20 protein-coding genes and 1 tRNA gene are annotated in these 26,543 nt (G+C 33.6%); 15 read left to right on the top strand and 6 right to left on the bottom strand.

Features of this window, described 5'->3' with window-relative positions:
* The 3 genes from ACZZZI_RS13475 to ACZZZI_RS13465 all read right to left on the bottom strand — a co-directional run bounded on the left by ACZZZI_RS13475 (position 1) and on the right by ACZZZI_RS13465 (position 7,046).
* Positions 1-3,141: a SusC/RagA family TonB-linked outer membrane protein gene (locus ACZZZI_RS13475; RefSeq protein ID WP_463489675.1), complete on the bottom strand. Its 3,141-nt coding sequence runs from the start codon at positions 3,139-3,141 to the stop codon at positions 1-3.
* 254 nt (positions 3,142-3,395) lie between these two features.
* Positions 3,396-6,314 (bottom strand): ligand-binding sensor domain-containing protein, encoded by a 2,919-nt coding sequence (locus ACZZZI_RS13470; protein WP_463489674.1) that lies wholly within the window; start codon positions 6,312-6,314, stop codon positions 3,396-3,398.
* A gap of 75 nt (positions 6,315-6,389) precedes the next feature.
* Positions 6,390-7,046 carry a GDSL-type esterase/lipase family protein gene (locus tag ACZZZI_RS13465; protein ID WP_463489673.1) on the bottom strand — a complete coding sequence of 219 codons (657 nt, stop codon included), beginning with the start codon at positions 7,044-7,046 and terminating at the stop codon, positions 6,390-6,392.
* Between the two features lie 221 nt (positions 7,047-7,267).
* On the opposite strand from ACZZZI_RS13465, the gene ACZZZI_RS13460 reads away from it, so the two are divergent.
* Positions 7,268-7,477, top strand: a complete 210-nt coding sequence (locus ACZZZI_RS13460; protein WP_316756173.1) for a hypothetical protein — start codon at positions 7,268-7,270, stop codon at positions 7,475-7,477.
* A gap of 19 nt (positions 7,478-7,496) precedes the next feature.
* Here the strand turns inward: ACZZZI_RS13460 and ACZZZI_RS13455 are convergent.
* Positions 7,497-7,569: transfer RNA gene (locus tag ACZZZI_RS13455), tRNA-Lys, on the bottom strand.
* A gap of 178 nt (positions 7,570-7,747) precedes the next feature.
* On the opposite strand from ACZZZI_RS13455, the gene ACZZZI_RS13450 reads away from it, so the two are divergent.
* The 14 genes from ACZZZI_RS13450 (at position 7,748) to ACZZZI_RS13385 (ending at position 24,814) form a co-directional block, all read left to right on the top strand.
* On the top strand, positions 7,748-8,890 hold the full coding sequence (locus ACZZZI_RS13450; protein ID WP_463489672.1) for a tyrosine-type recombinase/integrase: 1,143 nt from the start codon (positions 7,748-7,750) through the stop codon (positions 8,888-8,890).
* 191 nt (positions 8,891-9,081) lie between these two features.
* Complete coding sequence (locus tag ACZZZI_RS13445; protein WP_463489671.1) at positions 9,082-9,891, top strand: hypothetical protein; 810 nt, start codon at positions 9,082-9,084, stop codon at positions 9,889-9,891.
* 125 nt (positions 9,892-10,016) lie between these two features.
* A complete protein-coding gene (locus ACZZZI_RS13440; RefSeq protein ID WP_463489670.1) occupies positions 10,017-10,475 on the top strand; it encodes a hypothetical protein in 459 nt (152 codons plus the stop codon).
* Position 10,476: 1 nt separating this feature from the next.
* Positions 10,477-12,294: a hypothetical protein gene (locus tag ACZZZI_RS13435; protein WP_463489669.1), complete on the top strand. Its 1,818-nt coding sequence runs from the start codon at positions 10,477-10,479 to the stop codon at positions 12,292-12,294.
* Positions 12,295-12,810: 516 nt separating this feature from the next.
* Complete coding sequence (locus tag ACZZZI_RS13430; RefSeq protein ID WP_463489668.1) at positions 12,811-13,311, top strand: hypothetical protein; 501 nt, start codon at positions 12,811-12,813, stop codon at positions 13,309-13,311.
* A 415-nt stretch (positions 13,312-13,726) separates the two neighbouring features.
* Complete coding sequence (locus ACZZZI_RS13425; protein ID WP_463489667.1) at positions 13,727-14,440, top strand: FISUMP domain-containing protein; 714 nt, start codon at positions 13,727-13,729, stop codon at positions 14,438-14,440.
* 10 nt (positions 14,441-14,450) lie between these two features.
* Positions 14,451-14,939: a hypothetical protein gene (locus ACZZZI_RS13420; protein WP_463489666.1), complete on the top strand. Its 489-nt coding sequence runs from the start codon at positions 14,451-14,453 to the stop codon at positions 14,937-14,939.
* A gap of 652 nt (positions 14,940-15,591) precedes the next feature.
* On the top strand, positions 15,592-17,061 hold the full coding sequence (locus ACZZZI_RS13415) for a PIN domain-containing protein (protein ID WP_463489665.1): 1,470 nt from the start codon (positions 15,592-15,594) through the stop codon (positions 17,059-17,061).
* A 150-nt stretch (positions 17,062-17,211) separates the two neighbouring features.
* Entirely contained in the window at positions 17,212-17,667 is a 456-nt protein-coding gene (locus ACZZZI_RS13410) for a JAB domain-containing protein (RefSeq protein WP_463489664.1), read from the top strand.
* 192 nt (positions 17,668-17,859) lie between these two features.
* The gene (locus tag ACZZZI_RS13405) at positions 17,860-20,181 is read left to right on the top strand and encodes a hypothetical protein (protein ID WP_463489663.1); all 2,322 of its coding nucleotides are present in this window, start codon (positions 17,860-17,862) and stop codon (positions 20,179-20,181) included.
* A gap of 151 nt (positions 20,182-20,332) precedes the next feature.
* Entirely contained in the window at positions 20,333-20,836 is a 504-nt protein-coding gene (locus ACZZZI_RS13400) for a hypothetical protein (RefSeq protein ID WP_463489662.1), read from the top strand.
* Positions 20,837-20,994: 158 nt separating this feature from the next.
* Positions 20,995-21,576 (top strand): hypothetical protein, encoded by a 582-nt coding sequence (locus ACZZZI_RS13395; protein ID WP_463489661.1) that lies wholly within the window; start codon positions 20,995-20,997, stop codon positions 21,574-21,576.
* A 252-nt stretch (positions 21,577-21,828) separates the two neighbouring features.
* Positions 21,829-22,767 carry a hypothetical protein gene (locus ACZZZI_RS13390; RefSeq protein ID WP_463489660.1) on the top strand — a complete coding sequence of 313 codons (939 nt, stop codon included), beginning with the start codon at positions 21,829-21,831 and terminating at the stop codon, positions 22,765-22,767.
* Between the two features lie 1,129 nt (positions 22,768-23,896).
* A complete protein-coding gene (locus ACZZZI_RS13385; RefSeq protein WP_463489659.1) occupies positions 23,897-24,814 on the top strand; it encodes a WG repeat-containing protein in 918 nt (305 codons plus the stop codon).
* A gap of 80 nt (positions 24,815-24,894) precedes the next feature.
* Here the strand turns inward: ACZZZI_RS13385 and ACZZZI_RS13380 are convergent, their stop codons facing one another.
* A complete protein-coding gene (locus ACZZZI_RS13380; protein WP_463489658.1) occupies positions 24,895-25,269 on the bottom strand; it encodes a carboxypeptidase-like regulatory domain-containing protein in 375 nt (124 codons plus the stop codon).
* A 906-nt stretch (positions 25,270-26,175) separates the two neighbouring features.
* Positions 26,176-26,541 (bottom strand): hypothetical protein, encoded by a 366-nt coding sequence (locus ACZZZI_RS13375; RefSeq protein WP_463489657.1) that lies wholly within the window; start codon positions 26,539-26,541, stop codon positions 26,176-26,178.
* Between the last annotated feature and the right edge of the window lie 2 nt (positions 26,542-26,543).

The raw sequence follows: 26,543 nt of genomic DNA, 5'->3' as shown, positions 1-26,543 counted from the left end.
TTAAAAATTAGCATTTATACCAAAAACGAACGAACGAGCTTGTGGATATACACCACGATCGACACCAAATACGTTACCACTGTTATTAGAACCTAACTCTGGATCGTAACCACTATAACCAGTTATTGTGAATAAATTTTCAGACAAGGCATATACACGGAATTTTTGAAGACCTATTTTGCTTGTTACTGATTTCGGAAGTGTATAACCGATTTGGAAAGTTCTTAATCTGAAATAATCTCCTTTTTCTAAATACAATGAAGAGAATTTAGTTAAGTTTTTATTTGGATCAGCATCCGTTAATCTAGGCTGAGTACTTGAAGGGTTTGATGGCGTCCAACGATCTAATCTGGAAGTTGAATAATTCGCGTTCGGAATATCTAATCTTCTCAATCCCTGGAAAATCACATTACCTGCAACACCACTACCAAAGGCAGTTAAATCCCAGCTTTTGTAAGTTAAATTAATTGTTAAACCATAAGTGAAGTTAGGCAGGCCATTTCCGATAAAATCTCTATCATTTGCATCGATAGCATTATCACCGTTTAAGTTGGCAAATTTAATGTCGCCAGGTTTTGCTAAGGGTTGCAAAGGTTGTCCGTTAGGACCAACATAAGCATTAATTTCTGCCTGAGACTGGAAAATACCTTGATTTACGTAGCCGAAGAACTCATTATATGAATGTCCGATTTGAGTACGTGTTATGGTACCAAGAGTTTGGAAACTCGCCTGGCTATCGTCGATAAAGTTGATACCTGGGCTTAATTTATCAATCGTGTTTTTAATAAATGAACCATTACCGCTTACGTTTAAGCCAAACTGACCAATTTGTTTACGGTATGATAATTCAAACTCAAAACCTTTGTTTGACATATCTGCAATGTTAGCTGCAGGGCTACCACTACCAACATAACCTGGTACTGGTGGATTTTGAAGAATACCCACTGTTTTCTTTTTGTATATATCAGCGGTTAAGGTAACGTTTTTGAAGATTGTTGCATCGATACCGATGTTGCTTGATCTTGTTTCTTCCCACTTCAAATCAGGGTTGGCAGAAGCATTCGGGCTATAACCAATGTTAACAACGTTTGCATTACCAAAAGTGTAGTTTCTACCGCTACCAACTGTAGGAACGTAAGCAAAGTCACCAATACCATCATTACCGGTAACACCGTAACTTCCACGAATTTTTAAGAAATTAACAATGTCGTTTTGCGGGAAGAAATCCTCTTTGGTTGGTACCCATCCAATTTGTGCTGACGGGAAATAACCGTATTTATTGTTTGCACCAAATCTTGATGAACCATCACGTCTGATTAAGGCAGAGAACAAATATTTCTCTTTGTAGTCATAAGTTAATCTAGAAAACAGCGAGAAGATTTTGTGATCTGTACCCTCGCTACCATCTGATGTTCTACTTGCTGCAACTGGTTTAAATCTCATAGATGCAGAATAAAAATCTGTTGCTGGTACATCAAAAAAGGTTGTACTCACGCTACGGCTAAATCCATCGCTATAAGAACCTTGTCCTAGTAACAAGCTTAAATTATGATTACCTAAAGATTTTGTGTAAGACAATGTATTTTCAAGATTGTACGTAATTACATAATTTATGTTTCTTGAAAACTGTGTTCTGCTATTTGAAGTAGATGAGTTTAAATAATAGATCGGGTTAAAACCATCACCACCATAAAAAGCCAGTTTAGAACCCAAAGTTGAACGGAAACGTAAACCTTTAATTGGCTCGGCTTCTAAAAATCCGTTACCCACGATATTATGATCCCAGCTATAATTTCCGATTTGTCTTTTAATACTTGCTAGAGGGTTGCTGATCTCTTGTGCAACTCTTGTTGAAATACCATAAGGGAAACCGTTAGCATCTCTGAAAACAGGTTGATTGCTGTAAGGTGGCGCATTGTAAACCGTTGGATCGGTGATAATTGCAGGCGTTAATGGATCTAAGTTAATTGCAGAACTTAAAGGCCCACCAAATTCGCTATTGGTGTTTCCAATTCCATTGGTAATTGAATGGCTATAACCTAAGTTTTCGCCAATGGTTAACCATTTATAAAGCTTGTGTGTAGAGTTAATACGGATGTTCGCTCTGTTAAATTTAGAAACCTCTGTAGAAACGATACCATCGATTTTAAAATAACCGAACGATAAGAAAAATGTAGATTTCTCGCTACCTCCGCTTAAACTAACTTCGTGGTTCTGACGGGCAGCACTATTGTTAAAAATTAACGATTGCCAATCCGTTCCTTCACCAAGTGATGCGGCATTTGGATAAGGCAAAACAGGTGTTGTTCCAGTGTAATCATTTAAGTAAGATTCGTTTCTTAAGGTAGCATATTGTGTTGCATTTAAAAGATCTAATTTCCTTGCAGCACGAGCTTCGCCATAATATCCGTTATACGTTAAATTTAAATTTCCGGCTTTACCTTTTTTAGTTGTTACAATAATTACACCTGATGCTGCACGAGTTCCATAGATTGCAGCAGATGCACCATCTTTTAAAACTTCAATGGATTCGATATCGGATTGATTTAAATAACCGATACCACCGTTATCTACCACAACTCCATCAATAACCCAAAGCGGATCATTTTTGCCTCCGAATGATGTGAAACCCCTTAGCCTTACCGTTGAAGCAGAGCCTGGCTGACCAGACTGAGCCGCAATTGTTAATCCTGAAGTTCTTCCTTGTAATGCTTGTTCTAAACGAGTTGTTGTTGGTTGATTTTCTAAATCAGCCGCTTTAACGCTTGAAATTGCACCAGTTACAACACTTTTCTTTTGTGTACCGTAACCTACCACAACTACATCGCTTAAATCTTTAGAATCTGTTGCCAGCGAAACTGTAATTTTTCCGCCTGCCGGAACTGTAACTGTTTGTGGAGCCATTCCTAATAAACTAACAGTAAGTTTAGCGCCTACCGCTGCCTGAATAGAAAATACACCATTTGGATCTGTAGAGGCGGCTCGGGATGTGCCTTCAACTCTGATTGTAACACCTGGAAGCGGGGTTCCATCTTTCTGATCTGTTACCTTTCCTGTAACGGCAATATCTTGGGCAAATAATGCCAGCGGAAATGCCATGATACAGTAAATGAAGAATACGAATGTAAATCTTCCTCTCATAGAAAATAATTTTAAGTTAATATTTGGTTAGTTTGAGTTTGGGTTTGGTGCCACAACTCAATTCAAATCTATGTACGGGATTTAATATTGTGTAATTTTCTTGTGCTACACAAACCCTACAAAGCTTAATTTTCTATTGATAAGACCCTACTTTAAGCACTACATAAGCACTACTACACAAATACAAGTAACTGATTATCAATTATTTAATATTTAAAGAAAAACTCGTATGAAAATTGTTAAAAAAGGTTAAATTATGACGTTTTCTGCCTTGAAATCTCGATTAAAAACTCGTACAGATTGGTTTCTGGCTTTAACTGAAGTTTCTTTCTCAACCTGTAACGGCCTACTTCGACAGCCTTTATGGTAACATTCATTAGTTGCGCCATTTCCTTTGAAGATAAGTTCATACATAAGTAGGCGCAAAACTTCAAATCGTTCTGACTTAAATCGGGATAAAGGTCTTTCAGCTTATTAAAGAAAGCAGTATTAACATGGTTAAAGTGTACGCTCAAATGATCCAGTTCCTGATCTTTTTTCTCTACATCTTTAATTAACCGGATAAGATGTCTGAAACTTGGGGAGTTTTCGTTGAGCGTATCATCGTGATTTTTGATCACAGAAGAAATTACTTCTTTAATTTTGGCTAAGACCTTTCCACGCTGAACCAAATGCATGGTCATGGTAGAAAGTTCCTTGTTTTTATAATTAACATCGGCCTCCAGCTTTTCATTTTGTAAACGTACAATCTCCTTCTCGCTTCTATCAATTTCCAACTGGTGGAGATAGCTCATGCGCTCTTGTTCCTTTATGTGCTTCTTTTTTTGCCACGTGATTAACATTCTTAAAAGCAAGGCAAAAATTACCAGGTACACAAGCCTCATCCACATGGTGTTATACCAGGCGGGTAGAATTACAAAACTATAACTTACGATTTCTGATTCGTTGCCAACATCGGTTCGGGCCTTAATATTAAACTTATATTGCCCGGCAGACAAGTTGGTATAATCCTTCTCACTTTTACCATTCCAGGCAGACCATCCATCATCAAAACCAACCAGCTGATAACTAAATTTTGTGTTTTTTTCGTGCTCAAATAAAGTAGAGGAGAATTCGAAGTGAATGGAGTTTAACGCATTTTTATATTCTGGAATTTTCGATAAGTTCTGCCTGGCAATCATTTGCCCATTCTTCACAAAATAGCCGCCAAATACCGTGCTATCTTTCGGTCCGAGTAGTTTAATGTTACCAATTACAACAGTTGGTTTTGCTATATTATCTAAATATTTATTGTAATTAATATGATAAGCCCCTTTGTTGGCGCCTATAAAAACGTTTTCATCATCAAGCGTATAAATAGACTCAAATCCTCCAACTATCTTTCCATCTAACTCTGGCAAATAGAAAACACTAAAAGCATTTGAACCAGAAGGTTTGTGAAAATCGATAATACCAACTTTTTTATTGCTTACGAACCAAACATTTCCATTATTATCTTCCTTTAAATACTGAATCGAGATGCCATTTAAAACCGTTCCAAACATTTTAAATCGAGTAAACTTATTTTGTACTTGATTATATTCGTATAATCCGTCTATTGTTGCAATAACAACATGGTTTTTTATATGGTAAACGTAATTGTATAACCGATTTGGAAGGCCGTTTTTATCGGTAAATAATGTTGTTTTGGTTACTTTTTTCTTATCGGGCGATAATTCTATTTTATAAACTCCATGGTACGGATGAGAGGCCCAAATGTTATCGTTATTATCCACAACGATAAATCTTAAGGTTTCGGAAATCCCCTCAATTTTACCTTCGCTTATAAATTTACCATTTGCAAAGCTTATTTTCTGCAGGCCTAAATAAGTGCCAGAGAGAATATTCTTAGCTGGAAAAACATTTTCTAATGGCTGAAACATCCAGGTACCGGGAAGTGAGTAAATTGGTGTAGCTACATTTCCATTAATAACCGACGCACCATCTTCATGCGCCATTATTAATTGATTATTAATCTCATCTAAGCCCCAAACTTGTCCTTTTGTATTCTTTACCTCTTCAAAGCCCGATATAGATAAACTTAAATCCTTAGCGCTTGTATTAATTTTCGTTGTATAAAGTCCGTTGGAGGTGCCTATATAAACATTCTGGTTTATTTTTCTGAAAGCATAGCTGGTAATTTGCTTATTCCGATCGGGAGAAATACTTTTTATGGCGCTGTTAATTGCGACGTAAGCAATTCCATCATCCAAAGCCAGCCACATGTTTTTATCATGATCTAATAAAATACCACGAACATTATTATTTTGCAGCCCTTCGCGGTAGTTGTACTTTTGCACCAGATCGCCTTGTTTATTCATCAAATAAACGCCTCCAGAGGTGGTTCCAGCGGCATAAAGGTTTTTGTTAATCCGACTTGCAAAGAAAATTCTATCGTTAAAGAATACATTATCGAGCTTAGTTTTTAAGGTACTTAGCTGGTTGTTGTAGAGCAGAAAAAATCCCTTTTTTAATGTAGATACCAACAAGGTATCGCCATTGTAGTTAGAAATTGATGTTATGGAAGATTTTTTTAAAACATCATCACTACAAACGGGCTTCCATACCTCTTTATCGTAAACAAATAAGCCAACATTTTTTGCCTGAGCGTAAACTTTATTATTCGCCTTACCTAAAAAAGACCAGGTTTCTGCTGGTTTATAGGTTTTCATAGCGCCATCCTTATAATGAAGCATTACGTTTATGGAGCGAAAAAAGACTTCATCATTTAAAATGGAAATATCCCAGATATCGGCGATTTTTCGAAGATTTTCGGGAAGAAGATTAAGTAAGGACGTGTATTTTAAAATACCACGACTATCAGGAAAGAAATAACCGATTTCATCTTGTGCACCTATATATATCCTGTTTTTAGAATCGATACCGATTGAACGTACAGAAGTAAAATTTGGTAATCGGTAAATGTTCCAAAACTGTCCGTTGAAGGTGAGTAAACCCTCATTGTTTCCAAAATAAAGAATGCCATTTTTATCCTGCTGAACATCCCAGTTTTGCATTCCTCCATTGTATTGTTCGTTATTATAATTTACAACTTGCGGAATCCCCAGTAAATCCTGGGCATAGGTGATACAGGAAAAAGAAAAAAAAGTAATAAAAAGCAGAAATTTCTTCATGGTTAGAAAGGAAGGATTTTACACAATAATAAATATATAAAATTTAATTTTCTAACCTTCGGTTTTAGGTAGCTCTTATTTGAGTAAATGAGGCTTAACTGCTTTTCTCCAAATGGCATAACCTACTGCGTTCATGTGGAGCATATCACCCACGTAAAGTTCGGTTCTTCCAGCTCCATCTTTGAGCATCGAAGGAAAAATATCTACAAATACTGTGTTTTTTTCTGTAGAAAGAAATTTCTTAATCAAGGCATTAGCACCGATAACCTTATTCCGAAACTTATCGCGACTTGGACTAGGTTTTATAGAAATGTAAACAATTGGAACGGTTGGCAACTTAGCTCTTATTGCTTTATAAAGTGTAATTGTTCTATTCAAAACGGTATCGGCATTCACTTTATCATCAACTACATCATTTTCTCCTACATAAAGTACAATCTGACGTGGATTATATGGGAAAACAATATCATTTAAATAACGGGTAATATCATTAATAACTGCACCACCAATTCCTCTGTTTAACGCATTATACTTTGCAAAAACCTGTGTTAAATCATCCCATTTCCTGATAGAAGAGCTCCCAACAAATAATACAGGGTTTACTGGTGGTTTAAACATTTGATCGTACTTCTTAATCGTTTGCACATCATCGTAAAAAGCTGGCTTATTTTGAGCGTGCGATACAGAAATAAAAAATATTACGAGTGCAATCAGAGAAAAGTATTTTTTCATTTTAGGTCAATTAATATTCCACAAGGTTACAAACAAATTTGAAAATACAGCAGCATTTATCAGGCATTTAGATGTAATTAATGTGTTGCTTTTACGTTATATACCACTCTATATTAAGCCGTAATGGAAAATAAGCCTGTTTTACCCCTTAAAAAAAAAGGTAAAAATACCCGCCGATAGGTATTTTAAATTATTTAATTTTGGGGCATTCTTCTAATCAAATGAAAAAAATATTAATTGCATTGTTTTTTTGTGGCATTTTAACCTCTGGTTGCAAAAAGAAAATATGCGGTGTAATTTCAGCTATAAGTACCGAATCCTCTCCAGCGGACGGACAGCCTATATATAAAGTTTATTTAGAGACGGGCGAAGTTGTACCGATGAAATCGAAAGGGAGTTACCAGGTTGGAGAAGCTTATTGCAATGATTAATTTTATTAATTTTCTGTAGTGACCCCTCAGGGGTTCGAACCCTGGACCCACAGATTAAGAGTCTGTTGCTCTACCAACTGAGCTAAGGAGTCAAAATATTTATACTCAAATATAAATTAAAAAAGCTGATGTAACCTCATTACATCAGCCTCATAATCAATACGAAAGAAAAAGGATTGTGCTAAAGCAATGCTTTTTTGTTTTGTAGGGTTATAATATCTATAAGTTCTTAGAGTAATATTAAGTGACGCGCGTCAGCAAATGTTACACATGGATTTTACATTCCCAAGAATTGTTACTTCAGACAATCTTAAAACAAGAAGTTACATCGTCTTCTATTTCAAAGGGCAGCGTATTAGAGAATACACAGGCGATAGCATTGAATTAGATGTCAAGCCGAATAGAGCCAAATCAATTAAAGAACGATATCAACTTTTAAAGCGGCTAGAATATGAACTGACGAAAGCGCTAGAAAATAAAACATACCTCAATAAATCAAAGAGTTTCACCCCTCTTACAACAATTGAACAGAATTATATATCGACAAAAGATCATCTTGATAATGCTTTGAATAAGAAGGTTAAGTCTAATATAAATAGAAAGTACAAGGTGAACTTGAGAACGATACATGAGCAATTTAAAGCATTTTTGACGAATGACGAGCTTTGTGGCAAAATCGAAGATATTACCTCAACAAGAATAGACGAATTCTTATCAAACTACTCTTCCTCGGGAACATACTATATGAACAAACGGAGAGATTTAGGAGTGTTATTTTCCACTATAAACAAACAACTAAAATACAAAACGACGGTAGTTCAGGATAGTGATAAAATGAGATCATACGCAAAACTTCATAAGATATATGAGACTGGCCAACTCAATCCAATTTTAAATTATTTGAAGGACACACACAAAAATTTGTACTTGTGCTGCTTAATAACTTACTCAACATTTTTACGCCCTCATCATGAAGTTCGAAATCTAAAATTGAGCCATATTAAAAATGACTGTAGAGAAATTCATTTATCAGGAGAGGAGAATAAGGGTAAAAAGATTAGAATAGTTTATATACCAGACTATCTTAGGAACGAGCTTCTGCCTATAATCAAAGACCTAAATATAAATGACAGCATTTTTACCAGAACCACCGAAATACCAAATGAATACTATTTTAGCACTTCATGGACTAGAATTTTTAAAAAAATGTTTGAGAAAGGTTTAATTGAAAAAAACCAAACGATATACTCTTTCAGACATACAGCTGCTGTTCAGGTTTATAATAAAACTAAAGACCTTCACATATTGCAGCAACTACTTGGACACTCTGACATGATTGTTACCTTAAAATATTTAAGAGGGCTAGCGGCTATTAAAAATGAAGATCTTAAAGATGTGATGCCAACTTTATAATTATCGACGCTAAATTGAAATAGCGAAGTGGCAAAATTAAACTTCGCTATTTCTATTAATATCCAAATTCTAAACCTTCCCCTTAAAATAAGGAATTAAACTAAATTCTGGATATTCTCAAAACTTCTGCCCTCATAAATATTCAGGTAAATATTTCTTCAATATCTTAGTCGAGATAAATTCTCAATCTAATGGTATTTAAAAAACTTTATCCTGATCTAAATAAAATAAAAAGCTACATATGGGAAGGACAAATCCCAGAGCATAAAAAGCGAGGCTATGTTCAGCTTGAACTTGTAATAAGTGAAGAACAGTATGATAGCTACACCAATGGCTTGAAAGAAATATTTGTCAAATATAATTTAGTTGAACATACAGAAGAATTACTGTTTGTTATTTTTAAAGAGGATGAGATTTTAGGCGAAAAGCTAATCGATGATATGCTTAGACATCAACATATTGAGAACGCAATTGATGTTTCAAATTTCTTTTTAGCTTATAAGACTGCACAGGATAACCCTCTATTTCAAATTGGAGTCAAAGTCAATACAGGTACAGCAAACAGACCAAATTCTAAAAACTACTTTATTAAAAATGAAGAGATATCTAAATGGATGTGTCAGACGCTTACTGATGCTATTGAAAAGGGAAATTATCCAGGTGGTATTTTTGGGGAGGTCTGGGAAGAATCAATTGTTGGCCTCAATATAACTGGAAAACAACCCCCACTTAGAATAGAAAACTTGAGAGCGGGTTCAAATTTGAAAGCCAAAAGCTACAATGTTTTAACCAATAAAAGGTACGTTGAGTTTTGCCAGAACCTACAATTTTTTCTTGCACTTCATACACATCTCAAAACTCCAGATGGGGTAAAAATGACCGATGCTTTGGCAAATTTTATGTTTGATGTTTTAGCAACTCTAGAACATCTGAATACAGAGAAAATAGATTCAGAACCTAAAGACTACATTAACACGATTATTCGAAATTACAAATCTTAAACTACTGATTATAAAGGAAATAAAAACACAGAAAACTCTCGAATTTCTATTTCCCTACACCTTTCCACGTCCAACTACTTTTGTTCAACAATCAGGCAATTAAGCATGATTATAAAACAAAATAGATGGAAAATAATATCACAATTCAAGCCCAATATGAGGCAAACAAAGTAAATGGAAGAAGCAGCTTTTGCCCAAGAGAAGGTTTCTATCAAATCGTTTCAGTTTACAAAGGAATTTGTTTAGGTAAGCCTGCTGAAATGGCTAATTGCAAATGGAAAAAATCAGTTGGCGACATTTATACAATAGATGTTTTTACTATTCAACTTGAATCTTTTAAAACTGGAGATAATCCATTAGATACAAAAAACATCATTGGTCAAGAAATTAAAATTAACTCTGCTATCTGGGATTCATTAATCCGAACTTTCACTTTAACTTGGGAATGTCGTTCCGCCTTCATTGCACAGATTGAACATATCAATGCGTGTGTGAAACTAAATGCTTTCGATTTAAATCTTGATACTTCTAAAGATATCGATATTTTAATTGAAGAAGCTAAGGAAAAAAAAGGAGGATACTAAGATGGAAAGAGTAAATGTAGCCCTTCGAACAAAGTATCTAACCGACACAGAGATGTTCAAAACTGAAACGCCTAGCAATTACATAATATTTAAGAAATTATGCGGTACTGGCGCAACACACGGAGAAGCGTTGATCTATAAACGTCACTCTATAATTATCGTTCCTAACACACCTGTTCTCAAAGGTAAAAAAGAAGCCAAATTGACAAATGGGGAACTAAAATACCCTAACATCCTCGTAGTTTACGAGGGTGTTTCACAGGAAGATGTTACAAAATATCTAGATGGATGTGTGGATTACAAGAAAATATTATGCACACCAGAAGCCTATATTTCGAAGGTAAAGCCTGCTATTGAAGACCATATTTCTTTCGATCTGTTCAATGATTTCTTCATGTTACTAGATGAATGCGATAAAATTATTAAAGACGCAGATTTTAGATATAACTTGGTAATACCAGTAAATGATTTTTTTAATTTTAAAAAGAAGTCAATGATCTCGGCAACTGCTATTGTTCCATCCGATAAACGGTTCGAACTGAATGGCTTCAAAAGATTATACGTTAAGCCGAAATTTAAGTTTAAACAAAAAATTAATTTAATTGACACAAACAATATTATCTCGGCATTAAAGCAAGAACTTGATAAATCGGGAGATGACAAAGTGTTCATCTTTTTAAATAGTGTTGAATTAATACAAGCAATTATTGAAATTTTGGAAATTCAATCGAGTAGCAAAGTTTTTTGTGCCGAAAAAAGCAAGGTAAAATTAGTCGACAGTAATTTCGAAAATGTCAGCACTGAATTAGGCGATTTTACCAAGTACAACTTTTTAACATGCAAGTTTTACAATGCTGTGGATATTGATGAATTGTCCAAAAAACCAAGAGTCATAATGATTACCGATATTCTGAGAAAAGCATTTTCAATGTTAGACCCATACTCAGACTGCATTCAGATAGTTGGTCGATTTAGACAAGGCGTTAAAAGCATAGTACACATATCTAACTTTGCCGCAGGGATAGAGTGGAAAGAACAACATAGGGCAATATCATTTTTGAAAGATAGTCACGATACATATAAATCTTTCGAGGAAATGAGAGATAGTTCAAACAAAGAAGGCTCTATAGTAACATTGGAACAAGCGATGAAAGGGTCATTTATACATTCATATATTGCTGAAAGTGGCGAACTAGACTCTTATTTAGTTGATGGCTACCTTATGGATCAACAAATAACCAGTTACTATCCGTACATGAATAAACTTAATCAAGCATATTTGAGAAGTAATTTTTTCAAACCAACTATAGAATCCAAACCGTTCAATGTTACTGACCAACAAATAATTGCAACAAAGCTGAAAACTACAGCTAATGAGCACCTTAAAAACATTGCAGAAATACTTTACGCAAATGATGCCCAGTTGGAAGAAGGAACAATCAGATATGATTTTGGAAGGTCAAATCAAATCATTGGTGAGCAGTATCCTGATATCTTTAAATATTATACTATACTTGGATTCGAGAAACTGGTAGAGTTGCAATTCAATAAGTCTGAGATAAAAAAGCAGTGTGCTAAAAAAGAAAAGGAAGATAATCGATTCAATCCTAATTTAATTACTAAAATCCAAGCATTATTTAATATAGATGACGCACCATCCGAAATGCTAATATGTTCTCAATTTCAACTCATATATAACGATTTTGGGATTGAAGAAAAAGCGAGACCAAGTCACATAAAACGATACTATGACGCGAGAAGAACCTCAAATCAGCATGGTTTAAAAATCTGGAAAATCAAAGGTTTTATTTCTTTTTAAGTCATATCCAATTTTTTCATGAAATCCTTTATTTAAGACCCTTCTATATTTTTTGGATATACACTTTTAGCACTAATATTATTGGTGCTTTTAGTGATTATAAACCCTCATAAAAGTAAAGGTGACGCCAAAAAAAATATGTGAAAAAAATTTCAAGTCTGATTTAAAGACACCCCCAGTATAGAATATCACCCCCTTCCTTTTATTTGAGGAAAACTCTTCTCCCTGAATCTTTATGAGGGCAAAACTTCCAATGAACTTATTTCTGACAATTAAACAGGAGTACTGGTTCTACACCACAATTTTTCTGGCAATACAAATACAACTCCTTTTCAGTTGTTTTTAATATACTATAGCAGTATAGCCCCAAGGAAAAAACATTCCTCAAATACATTCCAAAATCAACGTACCACGACAATAAATCGTGGTTTTTTTATGCCTAAAAACTTGAGAACAGCCTGTTTACAAGCCATTAAAATGCAAATCAATAATTATTCACTTATAAATTCTTTAAAAATGAAAACAAAAACTAGAAATCAAACGAAAACCAAATTGGTACTAATCAATGCTGAATTACAGCAAAACAATGATGCAGTAGAAAAAGCCTATACTGCAATTACAAAAGAAGCTTCTGAATTATTAAGAAAATTTGAACTTGCTAAATACAGAACTCATTTATCTGTTGAGCATTGTAAAGATCCACAAAACACCAACTTAGTGAGAGAGTTTATAAGCTATTTCTGGAACGTTACCCTTAGTAATAGTAAGGAGGGAAAATCTTACATCTTTATTTCAATAGATGAAAATGGTCTTGAAAAGTTTGGTAGCGGTTTAACTAATTTGTTGTTACGAAGTGCTTTTAAAATAACTGATTCAACAAATACTGAATTTGATATTCAATATGCAATGAGGGTAAATTACATGCCAATGGATATTCATAATTTCTTTTACAGAAGAATAGTTGAAGGAGAAACCGATTTGGTAAGCATTTACACCGTTGAACAACAACCATCTTAAAAAATAAGATACAGCAATGTGCTTTATTTAATCTTGCTTGCTATATTTGAGAAAATTGAAATTATAGAAGAAAAGCGGAAAAAGTAAAATATTATATAAGCGTTAACTAAAGTTCTTGTAACAGAGGAAACCTAGGAAATTTTCAAAGCACAAACAAGGACAGTTAGAGTAACGTCTCATGCAAATAAGCGTGGGGCGATGCCTATCTGTTTGTGCGGGTTCTCCTAGGTACCTCTCATTTCAGATTAAGGTTATCGTTCCCACGCTTATTTCGTTTATAGAAAATTGGTAGGGACATAAATTGCTTTACGGTTTACCGTAAAAATTAATATGTAATTAATAACAACTTTGAGGCAAGTCCCTCCTCATCGAATTAATAATACCGAATTGGGGCAATCGGACAATTTAAAATCAGATGAAAAAAGTTCTAATTCTAATGCTCTCAGTATCCACACTGATCGTAGCTTCATGCAAAAAAAGTGTTGTTGATGATCCACAACCCGAACCCACCAAAAATGAAATCACAATTAATGGAACAGCTTATTCAACAGTAAAGATTGGCAATCAAACATGGACAACTGTAAACTACAATGGTGGTGGTGGAGTAAACTACAATGATGGCGCAAATGATCCAACATTAGGAAAACTTTACTCTTGGCCAGAAGTAAAAGCACTTACCAATTTACCTACTGGATGGAGATTGCCAACAGAAGCTGATGTAAAAATTTTAATGGCAAACGTAGGGACTAAAGTTGATGGAACTGATACTTATAATGATGCAGATGCTTCCAAAAAACTTATGTCTACAACAGGATGGAACAATACATCATTTGCAGGAACAAACACAACAGGATTAAATTTAAAAGCGACTGGCTACTTATTTATTAGTCAGTCTGGCATTAAAAGTTATTCTGACAAAGGCGTACTCGCTTCATTTTGGACTTCAACAACAATTCAGTCAGGATCAAACCCCTATCCATTACTTTTTGAGGTTTCAACAAACAGCTATGATAGTAAAGACCAACCTGCCGGTTTAAGAGGGATGATTTATAATACTACTGCTAATGGTGATGGGATAACAACATTACAAACCGAAAAGAGGTCAATTCGTTTTGTAAAGGACAATTAAAATTAAATTTATGTCAGAAATATTATCGGAAGAGAATTGCTTCTTATTCCCAGAGCTAAAATTCCCCAGTAATTTATCATGCTCAAAAATTTTTAATATGATTTTTCAAGATGGCTACAGTTTTAATCAAATTGAAGATTATGCAAATTATAATTCAAAAACCACGCAAACATATCAAGACCCCAACCTACGCTCTTTAATTCAATATAATCTAAAAACTGATAATTGGGGTCCTTTAGAAGTGGCGTTACTTGGCATCTCAAAAATACCCGAAATTGATTTCACAATTGCCTTTGGTTGTAGAGATAATAATCAACTAAATCTGATTTTAGCTTTTTTATATTCACATCCTAATATTTCCATTTACAATGAGGAGGAGGGCAATCATATATTTCTTTTTCAAAATAATAAAACGAACCTTTTGAACAAGCTTGTTATGATTAACGTACAAAAGGATAGGACTCAGTCAATAAAAGTTGGATTAACCTTAAAAGCATAATAACAAATCACATCCTAATTCCCTCCCTCTCTCATTTAGTGGCTTACAGCGAGAAAGGGAGGGTTTAGTCTTTATGTGGTGCTATGGATTCTATACTGCATTTTTATGAGGGGGCAATGCTTTACTTTTCTGTCAGTGGTTCTTAGCAAAAGTCTGTGGGATAAGGTAGGAAGATCGGTATTCGGCAAGACTAAGCTCACGAAAAACAAACACGCCATCATTTCATTCTGTCATGGTTTTTCTTTTGAGCAAGCGGTTGCCTCATGAATGCTTTCTCTATCTTCATCTAGGATTTGCTTCGCTTCATCCTGGATAAATCTAATCGCATTCCACTTTTCAGCTCACCTGCGTAATCGAAAATGCTTTACGACTGTCAGGATATTTATTCAAATATCTTGCCACTCGCTTGTGTTAAAACATAGATCGAACCTCATTGCTACGCAATTACCAGTTCTCACACATTTTCTCAGTTCGCAGGCGGTGAGCCAACAACTCAAACATAGATTACATAAAATGTAGAGTTTTACCAATTCATCGTACTTCTAAATCTCTATGAAAATTTAGAAAGTTTAGAAAGAATTAGTATGTTCGCCGTACAGGTCTTTCCATTCCTAATTTAATCAACGCTCACTACTGACTTTGGAAACAATTTATGAAAAAAGAATTTTTCGGTTTTTATGAAGCCTCATTCGAGGAAACTGATAATGCATGGAATTCTGCCATTATCATATTTGATGCTAACGCATTATTGAACCTTTATAGATATTCTGAATCTACACGTAACGATTTTTTATCCGTTATAGATAAAATTAAAGACAAATTATATATGCCATATCAAGTTGGTCTTGAATACCAATCTAATAGGATAAATGTAATTGAGAGCTTGAAGAACTCGTATTCCTCTCTTAGTTCATCTATTGATGAAATTGTTTCTAAGAATTTTAGTAATATTTTGAACCAATTCTCCAGACACCCTTCTATTGAAATTGAAAGCTTAAAAAAGATTGCTGATGATTTTGGAAACAAACTGAAATCTGAGTTACAGGAACAACAGAAACAACATCCTAATTTTAGTAAAAGCGATGATATACGAGACAAATTAACCATAATTTATGACGAGAAAGTTGGTAAAGAAATATCAAATGAAGATTTAGATAAGATTTATAAAGAAGGTAAAGAGAGGTATGATAAATCTATCCCTCCTGGGTACAAAGACCTGGAAACGAAAAAGAAAAAAGGCGATAGACATATTTATGGTGATTTAATCATTTGGAAAGAAATGATTAACTATTCAAAGCAAAATAAAAAACAAATAATTTTCGTAACGGATGATAGAAAGGAAGATTGGTGGAAAATTGAAAATGGTAAAACCATTGGTCCGCGAGAAGAGTTAATCAAAGAATTTTATGATTTGACTGGCTATAGAATTTTAATTTATAACGCTGATAGTTTTCTTCATTTTGCAAAACAGCGTAAACTAGTGGAGGAAGTTAAAGAGGAGTCAATATCGGAAATTGAGGAAGTAAGAAAATCTGACGAAACATTTTTAAAAATTACCGACCTTATAAATAAAGATTATTATAAAAATAATGGTATTTATCATGCTGACAGATCTCATATGTTATCAGATTATCTCGTAAGCAATAATGAAACTGTTAGCGCTTATATCCAAGGCAATTTATCGTCTTACGCTAATAACTTTTTAATAACAGATGATAATAATCTCGTAACCATGGTTAATCCCAACATATCACCTTACACTAATAACTTCTTAAGAACAGATGATAATAATCTCGTAACCATGGTTAATCCCAGCATATCATCTTACGCTAGTAATATCTTAAGAACAGATGATAATAATCTCGTAAGCATGGTTAATCCCAGCATATCATCTTACGCTAGTAATATCTTAAGAACAGATGATAATAATCTCGTAAGCATGGTTAATCCCAGCATATCATCTTACGCTAGTAATATCTTAAGAACAGATGATAATAATCTCGTAAACGTAGTTAAACCTAAACTAAAAGAAGAAAAAGCAACTGAAGTTACAAAAACAGAAACAACTGTTCAAAAAAAGCCTCGTAAGCAAATAACAAAATCAAAAAACAAGGAGATATAATTTATTCAAACAAAACTAACCTTTCCCCTCAACACATTTCAAGAAATTCCGGCATAAACGCACCACCTAACTCATAACCCATTTATTCCGTTGCTTCTTGATTTAGTTGAGTTGAAAGTTTGCTCAAGTACCATAATTAATTAAATATTTATGGTACAGAAAACATTAAAAGTAGCTGAGGTACAAGTAAGCTACAAGCCAGATTACAAAGCATCTGAAAGGCCTAAAATCTCTTCATCTAAGCAAGCTTATGAGTTGCTAATGGAACAATGGGACTTAGGCAAAATAGAGTTCTTAGAACAGAGTAAAATGATTCTGTTGAACAGACAAAATAGAGTTCTAGGTTTAGTTGACATTTCAACTGGTGGTGTAAGTGGAACTATTATTGATCCTAAAATCATATTTTCCATCGCATTAAAAGCTAATGCATCAGCTATAATTTTATGCCACAACCATCCAAGTGGAAATATACAACCAAGCCAATCTGATATTAAATTAACAAATCAGTTAAAAGAAGGTGGTAAGTTATTAGAGATTTTGGTTTGGGATCATTTAATAATTACCAATGAAAATTACTACAGTTTTGCTGATGATGGTATGATGTAAAATTTATTAGCCTGGGTTAAACACCCAGGCTAATATTATATTTTGCTGAAGATGAACTGAACCTTGTAAAAATGGGCGAGCATTCTTTCCTTAAAAAGGCAAATCTAAACACATTTCAATGAAATTTAATATATTGCAATGGCAAACATAATCTAAATTAATCAACATAAAAACTGACACTCCTTAAAAATCATGACGCTCTCGAATATTTTAAAAAACCAAACTTTAAAACAAAACTTCTCTGAATTACTGGTAATTTCAAAATTATTAAGAAGTGCAATCATCCTAGATGAAGTATCTTTAAATAATTATAGTTTTGGTTACCCATTGAGTAAATACGGCGAGAAAAGATTTCGACAACTACAGAAAAAATACTCTCTAGAAAGTGATGGGCTAGTTTACCTAACCTTTCTTATGGATCTCTACGACAAAGAATGTTATTTTAACCTTCAGGAGATTGAAATCTCGAAAATTATTTCGGACGTGTCCAAAATAATTGTTAGTGAAGAAATAAAATTTATTTGGAATCATGGTAGAGATCTCTATGATAGATATTTCGACGAATTTCATGATCAGGAACTATCGTTAACTTTTACTGAAACTAAAAAATTACTAGAAAAGCAGCTTAAGGGAGTTTTTCAAATTGACGACATAATCATCAGCCCTTATGGATTAATGAAAAGCAAACAAGAACGAATGGCTGTGCCAAGTTTAGAGCTACACCTTTGGCACTGTTCAGACCCATCGTGTCCGACATTTCATATAGCAAAACTGAACAATGACAGTGAGAGTCTATTATCTGAGATGTTAGATTCCTTGTACGATTTTAATATCAACGATATTACTATGGATATCAGAGGGTTCATTAAGGAAACTGATAAAGAAACGTATTACAATCCCAATAATCAAAGAGATTTAATTGATTTATTGGCAAACTCATTTGGTTTAGAGGAGCATAAGCTGATTTTAAATACACTTATTACAGATTTTGGTATTCGGGCTAGCTTTCCAAAATCTATTATGAAAGGTTCTGCTACTGAAATTTTGAAAAAGATCAATAAATCTGAGTGTTTAAGTCTGATAATGCTTGAAACTGATGAAGTCATTATAAATACTATAGAAAGATTATTGGAACAAGAATCCATTATTATTCCAAATACAGAAATTCGAGAATCTCACGTTGCAAAAGATTATGGCTTTTACGACGCATTTTTACAATGTAGTACCCTTGGTGTCAGAACAAACTTTCGTACCAGAGGAATGGCTGTCAATAGGTTGAAAAAACTAATAAAGGACGTGAATTTTGAGTCTCCTTATAGGGAACAGTTAGAATGGAATCTTCGCGACTTTGACAATCAAATGGGTATCGATGCAGCTTTAAACGGATACTTAGCTATTAAAACGCCCATTCTTGCTATTAAAGAAACTATTTTCACCGGAAGAGTGCAACTTGAAAAAGCCTTTAAGAATCTATTTGGACACTTTGAGATTCCAAAAGACAGTATGAGTGAAGAAAAACTAATAAACAAGATTGCATGGAAACTTGGATTCAATATTAACATATTTCCACTGTATTTAAGTAGCTTATATGAAAACCTTTCAATTTTTGAAGCCGATGTCTTGGAATCAAACAAATACAATGAATTGGACAAAGCAAGAATAAGAAGCAGCGGTGTCAATTTATTTGTTTCAGTTGAAGATACATTACAACAAGCTTTGTCTTACATCACTTGGGCATTGCTATCTGACCATTATCTAGATACAAAATTTTCATACACATACGATGATGCCAGGGATTTCATGGTCGAAACTTTAGATAATTTTGAGTATACAAGCGGTGAATTCTTGAAACTCGACAAATCTGGTAAAAATACCTTGTTTCCCTTGATCACGGGTTTGTTATCACTTTCAAAAATGTGTGATTTGTTATTATCTGAACAAGAAAAATATGTCCGACCCAAATCAGAGTTTCCAGAATATTATGAAAATGCGCCATTGAATTTTTTTCCATTTGAACATAAAAAACTGCTATTCGATATAAAACCATCGGAACTAAAAGCTCTGATGAACTGCATCAAAGGTATCGTGTCAGAATTTGGTAGAGGAAAGGTTTTAGAAACTAGAAACAAGCTTCAACACAAAAGAGATGATTTCCCAAATCAGAGGGAACTTTTGGCAACAATCTCATCATTACAAATAATATATTCTACACTAGAAGATCAAGGAATCTATCCAGATGTACACCTTTTTGAAAAATCAATTACGGATGAATTTAATAGAACAGAGATCATTTTAAGTAATTATAAAAAGAAGCAAAAAAAATTCTACTTCAATCCTGCGCTTGATGGAGCAAATATGCCAAGTGTCTTAAAGCCAAATATTATTTTAAATAATATTTCAGTTGGCAATAGCGGACATCCGTTAGCATTCAAATACAGTGAAAAGTCTGCCTATCAAAATTATTGGAAAAATTTTCCGAGGAAGAAAATCGCAAAAGAAAATAAAGCATCATAAATTTTTTAAATAGTTGAAGCACAATATTTTTTTTATGATCTTATTTGAATGCTTCGATGAAATTGGATTCCTCTGGTATATTTTGTAGTTTAATATCCAGAATTAAAAACCTTCTCTTAATATGGAAATTGATTAAATTTTTAGATAATAGATGAAAGAAAATATCATAAAAATATCGGCAAACGTTGATGAAATTAACTTGTACACATCTTTAGGAGAAGCTTTAATTAAGACTCAAGTAGTTGAACAAGCTTTGAGTCATTCAATTACACTTAAAATGAATCCTAAAGAAACAAAAGAACGAGCTGACGGATTTTTAAAACGACAACAGCGATATACTTTAGGTCAGGCTATCAAAATTGCAAACGAAGAGAAGCTATATAATTTATCATTACAAGAAGAGCTAAATGCTTTTTTAGAGCAAAGGAATTGGTTGGTTCACAAAGTTATCTGTGGAAGCGAAGAGGATTTTAATGCCGGAATTATAAAAAATGAACTGCTTGCTAAAATCCATTCTATATCTGACAAGGCTGCAATTATTCACCGTGGGATAGAAAATGATTTATTAGATTTTTGCTCTTCCAAAGGAAAGGATATGCCAGAACTTAGAGCGATATTAGATTTGCAAGACAACGGCATTAGAGTGCGAAAGTAATAATTGATGATGAATTTTTCTAACCACCTGACCACTCAAAAAGATTATCTTAAGCACGCTATAGTTTAATTATGCTAAACTGTACTGGTTACTACTAACTGAGGCTCTAAACTAAGCATATATTTAAGTTTCATAGGGCATTTAAATGGTAAACACAAATGAAAAAATTGATAAAAATTGATTGGACAAAGAGCAAACCAGCTCTATCAAAAAAACTGAATGTTTTTGGTAGCCTTTTGCTTTTCTTGTCATTCACAATACAAATGTTTATGTACAATACGTGGGATGAAAAAACAAAACAATTTGATCAAGCAAATAGAGACTTTTCAGAAATGACAAGAACATCATTGGAATACCAAAATTTATATCTTGGACTACAAAGCCAAGATAGCTTAACAAAGCACCGATATCAACCTGGTTTTATTCAAGCGGCTGCGGAAAAATACAGAATGGGTAAGATTATTTCATCTAATGTCGAATTATTAAGAAATCAAGAAGAAGAAAAAAAGTTTGTGGATAATACAAATGCGTTATCAGCATCCATTCAACAAGTGACCGACTTAAATACACTATATGCTTTCGTACAAACGGCGGATATAAAAATTCCAGAAAATCGACAACTAAAAATTCAATGGATGGATAAAATGACCACTAAAAAGAAAACAGCATCATTCTTTTTTTTAGCTTTTCAGATTTTAGGCTCGATTATGTTAGTACTAGGTTTTAGATATCAAAATTAAATCTGTGATAAGAGTTTGGTAGGCAATTAGATTTGACATAAAATCAGCAAATGATCACAGGCATTCAAATCAAACCTAATAGAAGAACAAGTAAGAATTTTCATAACAGCATCGGGCAAAAAGCCAGTCCAATGGTCAATGGATGTTGCCTCGCATAAAGTTAGATGCTGGTTAACATTTTTGTACTTTCAAATCCATTTATTCGCCAAGCGCAAGAACATCAGCTGCAATAATACGAACGACGTCCATCAAATGAGCAAATACTATAACATTAATGGCATTGCAACAACCAATCAAACTAATGAATCGGTAGTTTATGAATGGAACAACAATTTCTCAATCAAATCTGACGACAATACGGGTGAAATTGACGTTAAACTAATCACCTTAACTTACAAAGTTGCCGATAAGCTATTTGGCAGCATCCAAAATCTTTATACTTTACCACTAAATTCCGCACACTCTTATGCAGGAATTGATGCAGAAATCAAAGTTTCGAAACAAGAGTTTGAAAAGTGGGTTAACTCTGAGAAATCAGAACTGACTCATAAAATACTTTTCTATTATGACTTTCAAACGCTTGTCGGTTCATTACAAAATCTAGTACAAGAATCAAGACTTCTATTCTGTAACTTCTTTAAGATATTAAATGAGAATTCCTTTATGTTTGGTGAAAAACCTTTGCAACCAGACATTGTTATGTTTGCTTCAGGACAATTGGTAACGAATATTTTTTCTACAATCAATCACTTATTTATAAATCTGGCAAGTCAACTTGATTTTATTACTAAAATTTCTTTAGAACTTGAGAATTTGCCGAGAGATTTTATAGAATATCCAAGACTAAAATCAAATGGAATACTCTATGGTGACTTAAAAAAGATTAAAGCCATAACTTTTGACAATACTCTTTTCGACAGAACTGAGGACTTGAAATTGATTATTAGCTTAAGAAATGAATTAGTTCACAATGCTTCCTTTGAAAACATTCCTAAGGTATATCAAGTATTTGAAGACAATGTGATGGTTGAAAAATTCATCTTTATTCCAGATACAACAAACGGTAACTTTGATACGTTTAAAAATAGAAACAGATTTTTTAGCAACGAAATAAAACTTAATGAAGAATTGCCCAAACTCGTAACAGATTTTTGGAAAAAAATGGAGATGACAATTGACAAACTGAAGTAATACTTGCGCTAGTAAAGTATTGCTAGAAGTCAAGAGATACTGTAAATATGAGGATTAAAGAAGGATAGATAATCGGTTCGTGAAGAGATGTAAAGGCCATCTGAGTTTTATCAGGTTAAAAATTTATAGAATCTAGAATATCCAAAACTCAAACTCGCCCCTTTAATAAAGAAATAAGAATAATTTCTGGATAATAGTTGAATTAAACTCTGGTAAAAAATCTCCAAACCTTCAACAGTATTCAATCATACAAAAATGAATCTTCAACCGCTACTTTTAAAAGGGGGAAATTTGCAAATAAAAAATCTCATAGTTTGACGCGCGTCAGTTTGCGCGTCACTTAGCCAAAATCATGTGTAAAATTAGTAACTTTAGAACGATAAATAAATTTTAGTTAAACCAGCGCAATCATGAAAAATTGCTCTAATGACTTAAAAACGATATTCTATATATTTAAGTAATTTTTGAGTTTACCCAATGCCCAAGTTAAGAGTCTGTTGCTCTACCAACTGAGCTAAGGAGTCAAAATATTTATACTCAAATATAAATTAAAAAAGGTGATGTAATTAAACATCGACCAGGGAACAAGTTACACAATAATTCAATTATAGCATATCAAAGAATTCTACAATGGAATTTCAGTCCATACAGGTAAACTTAAGTGTTGTGCGCCAAAATTGCGCCATTTATGAGGGGTGATGCTTTGCTTTTCTTTCAGTGGCTTTTAGCGAAAGACAGTGGGTTAAGGTAGGAAGATCGGTATTCAGCAAGACTAAGCTCATTAAAAACAAGTGCGCCATCATTTCATTCTGTCATGGTTTTTCTTTTGAGCAAGCAGTTGCTTCATAAAAGCTTTTTCTATACTTATCTAGGATTTCACTTATTTCAATCCTGGATAAATCTAATCTTTTCAATTTTCAGCTCACCTGCGTAATCGAAAATGCTTCACGACTGTCATGATATTAATTAAATATCTCGTCAGTCGCTTGTGTTAAAAATACAGATCGAACCTCATTGCTTCGCAATTACCAGTTCTCACACATTTTCTCAGTTCGCAGGCGGTGAGCAAAATTATATTCCATTTCTAATTAATATTTAAAGCCCTATCTTTAGCTTATAACTCCCTCATATGTCAAAGTATTTTATGTTTGCCTTTATCCTTTTCTTGGTGTTAATCTCAAAATCAATTTGTAATGCTCAAGAGCTTCTGCCGTTTCGCCAAGACTCTCTCTGGGGATTTCGTGATGAGGCTGGAGAAACTAAGATATTTCCTCAATATAAATATATAACAAAGTTTAGTGGCAAATATGCTATTGTAAGCGATGGTCGACTGCTTGGAGCAATTGATAAAGCCAATACATTAATTATTCCAATTCAACATGAGTATTTAACCGGCTTGGGGACGGATGATTTCCTGTTTGGCGATAAATCAAAGTACTTCGCTGAGTATAAGATTGGTGTAATCCATAAAGATAATTCAGTAATCATTCCTAAAGCGTACAGCTACATCCGTAAAACCAATGGATTATATACAGTAACAAAGAATTTGGATAGGGTAATTGGTAAAAGTTCGATGGGCGATTTACGTTCAGTTAAGACGCTACACGGTCTAATTGATAATGATGGGAAGATTATAATCCCTTGTGAATATAGTTATTTGCTATGGGCAAATGATAAGCTTTTAGTCTTGACGAAAGATGATAAAAATGGGCATCAAGCATTATTTAACAGAAAAGGCAAGCAACTCACTGGCTTCGAATATAAGGTTATTGGAGATTTCAAAGAAGGTGTTGCTAAAGCCAGAATAGGGAACAAATATGGTTTCATTTATCCCAATGGAAAATTAGCTATTCCAGTTAAGTTCCAGTATTGCGAAGATTTTATTGGTGGTTATGCAATAATACGAGAAGGAGATAATTGGGGCGCTATAGATAAGCGTGGCAATATGGTTATCAAACTAAATACAGACTACAAATCTGTGGTTGAGTACCTAAAAAATAAATATGGAAGAATGCAGGTTATTGAAGAACCTAAAGTTGACATATGATTAGGTTTTTTACTAGTGTTCCCGTTGCCTCGTGTTTATTATATAAACATAGCGTTGCATACGCATGTTGGTACGCATTTTCAATCAACTAAGGGCCTCATATCGTACTTCATCTTAAAGTTTACAACTGCTGTATCGCCTTTCTTTAGTTTCAAATTTCTGGTATATATATGATGATATCCAATCCAAGCTGCTTTTAACTTTTGGGAGCATCCAGTAATATCTAGAGTATAATTGCCATCCTTATCTGTCGAAGTCTGCTTTAGTTTATCAATGGTCGAGATTACAACGACAGGCATAGCTAATCCTGTATCTTCATCTATAACCTGACCAGTGACAACGATTCTCTCAGCATTACTGCTTAAAACGCTTTTGGTATACTTTAGCGGCTTGCAGCTAATTACTACTGATGCAACTAGTATTAACGCAATCTTGCTTTTAAGGTTTTTAATCATGGTTTTTGTACAATCTACAATATACCGCTTTTATCGAATATCAGGTCATTTTAGGCTGAATACTGATTATTTAAACATTGATCGAATCCAATTGCTTTGCAACTGCTGATTCTCATACATTTTCTCAGTTCGCAGCGGTGAACAAAACATCAATTTAACTTTTAATCTACTTTATTAATGCTTACTTTGTGATTAAATAAACGTCTTTTGAAGTACTTAAGCGTAATTAAAACAAACTGGATACATCTAGTTGGATTTTATATTTCAATCTATAGAGGTCTTATAATATTTAGGTTATTGGGAATGCAACGATACTCATCTGAGAGTTGGAAAAGTACCTTGTTCTTAAATTTACTTACGATTTAAATAAAGAAATAATTTCAAAATTTCTAAATATCGACACTTATAATGATGAGTTAACACAATCATCAATTAAAAACTATGACACTAAAGCACCTAAGTTCGAAACCAAATTTTTCAAACTATGCTAATTATCGCCTGATAATATAGCATTAATTAAAGAGTTGGATCAAATATTTTGTGTTATTATAATCAATCATTACAGAAATTTAAGCTTTAATCTGCCGAAGCGTCCAGGAACTTCCGCCATAAACGCTTAACCCCTTCACACACCCAATTTATTAGTTTGCTTCTTTGCTTAGATTCAATTAAAGCTTCTATATATTCCATAATTACTTCAAATCAATATGGTACAGAATCAAACTGCATTTAAAGTGGCTGAAGTTGAAATAAGCTACAAATCAAATTACAACATTACTGAATGTCCACAAATTAAGTTCACAAGGTCAACATTGGGGAATGGGAAGTTTAACATTTACACTCAAACATAAATTAAGAATGGCTGATATAAGTTCATTACATCAGCCACATAATCAATTAAAAAAATTATTTACTACCTAAAACAGCACTTATCCCATCTGTAAACTTCTTTAATTTTATAAATCCTGTCATTGAGCTGTTTCGCTTATCGAGCTGAATTTGTAATGCCCCTTCGGTAGCCTTCATTCTAAACTCTTCCCCTTTTAATAAACTTACTTTTGTATCGATATTCTGATCCATCGGTAATTCATTTTTTAGCTCTCGGGCAATATATTTTTCTAGTTCGTCCGTTTTACTTACTGGATAAACGGCATTGTAAGTATATTCTGTTTCGGTATCTTTAACTCTGATACTTAAATTAGAATCGTTGCGTTTGCAACCAAGTGTTACTCCTATTACCAGAAGCACAAAGGTGTAAATTATCTTTTTCATTG

This window comes from Pedobacter sp. AC190 (genome assembly GCF_979258025.1).
This window is presented reverse-complemented; position numbering and strand designations above follow the sequence as displayed.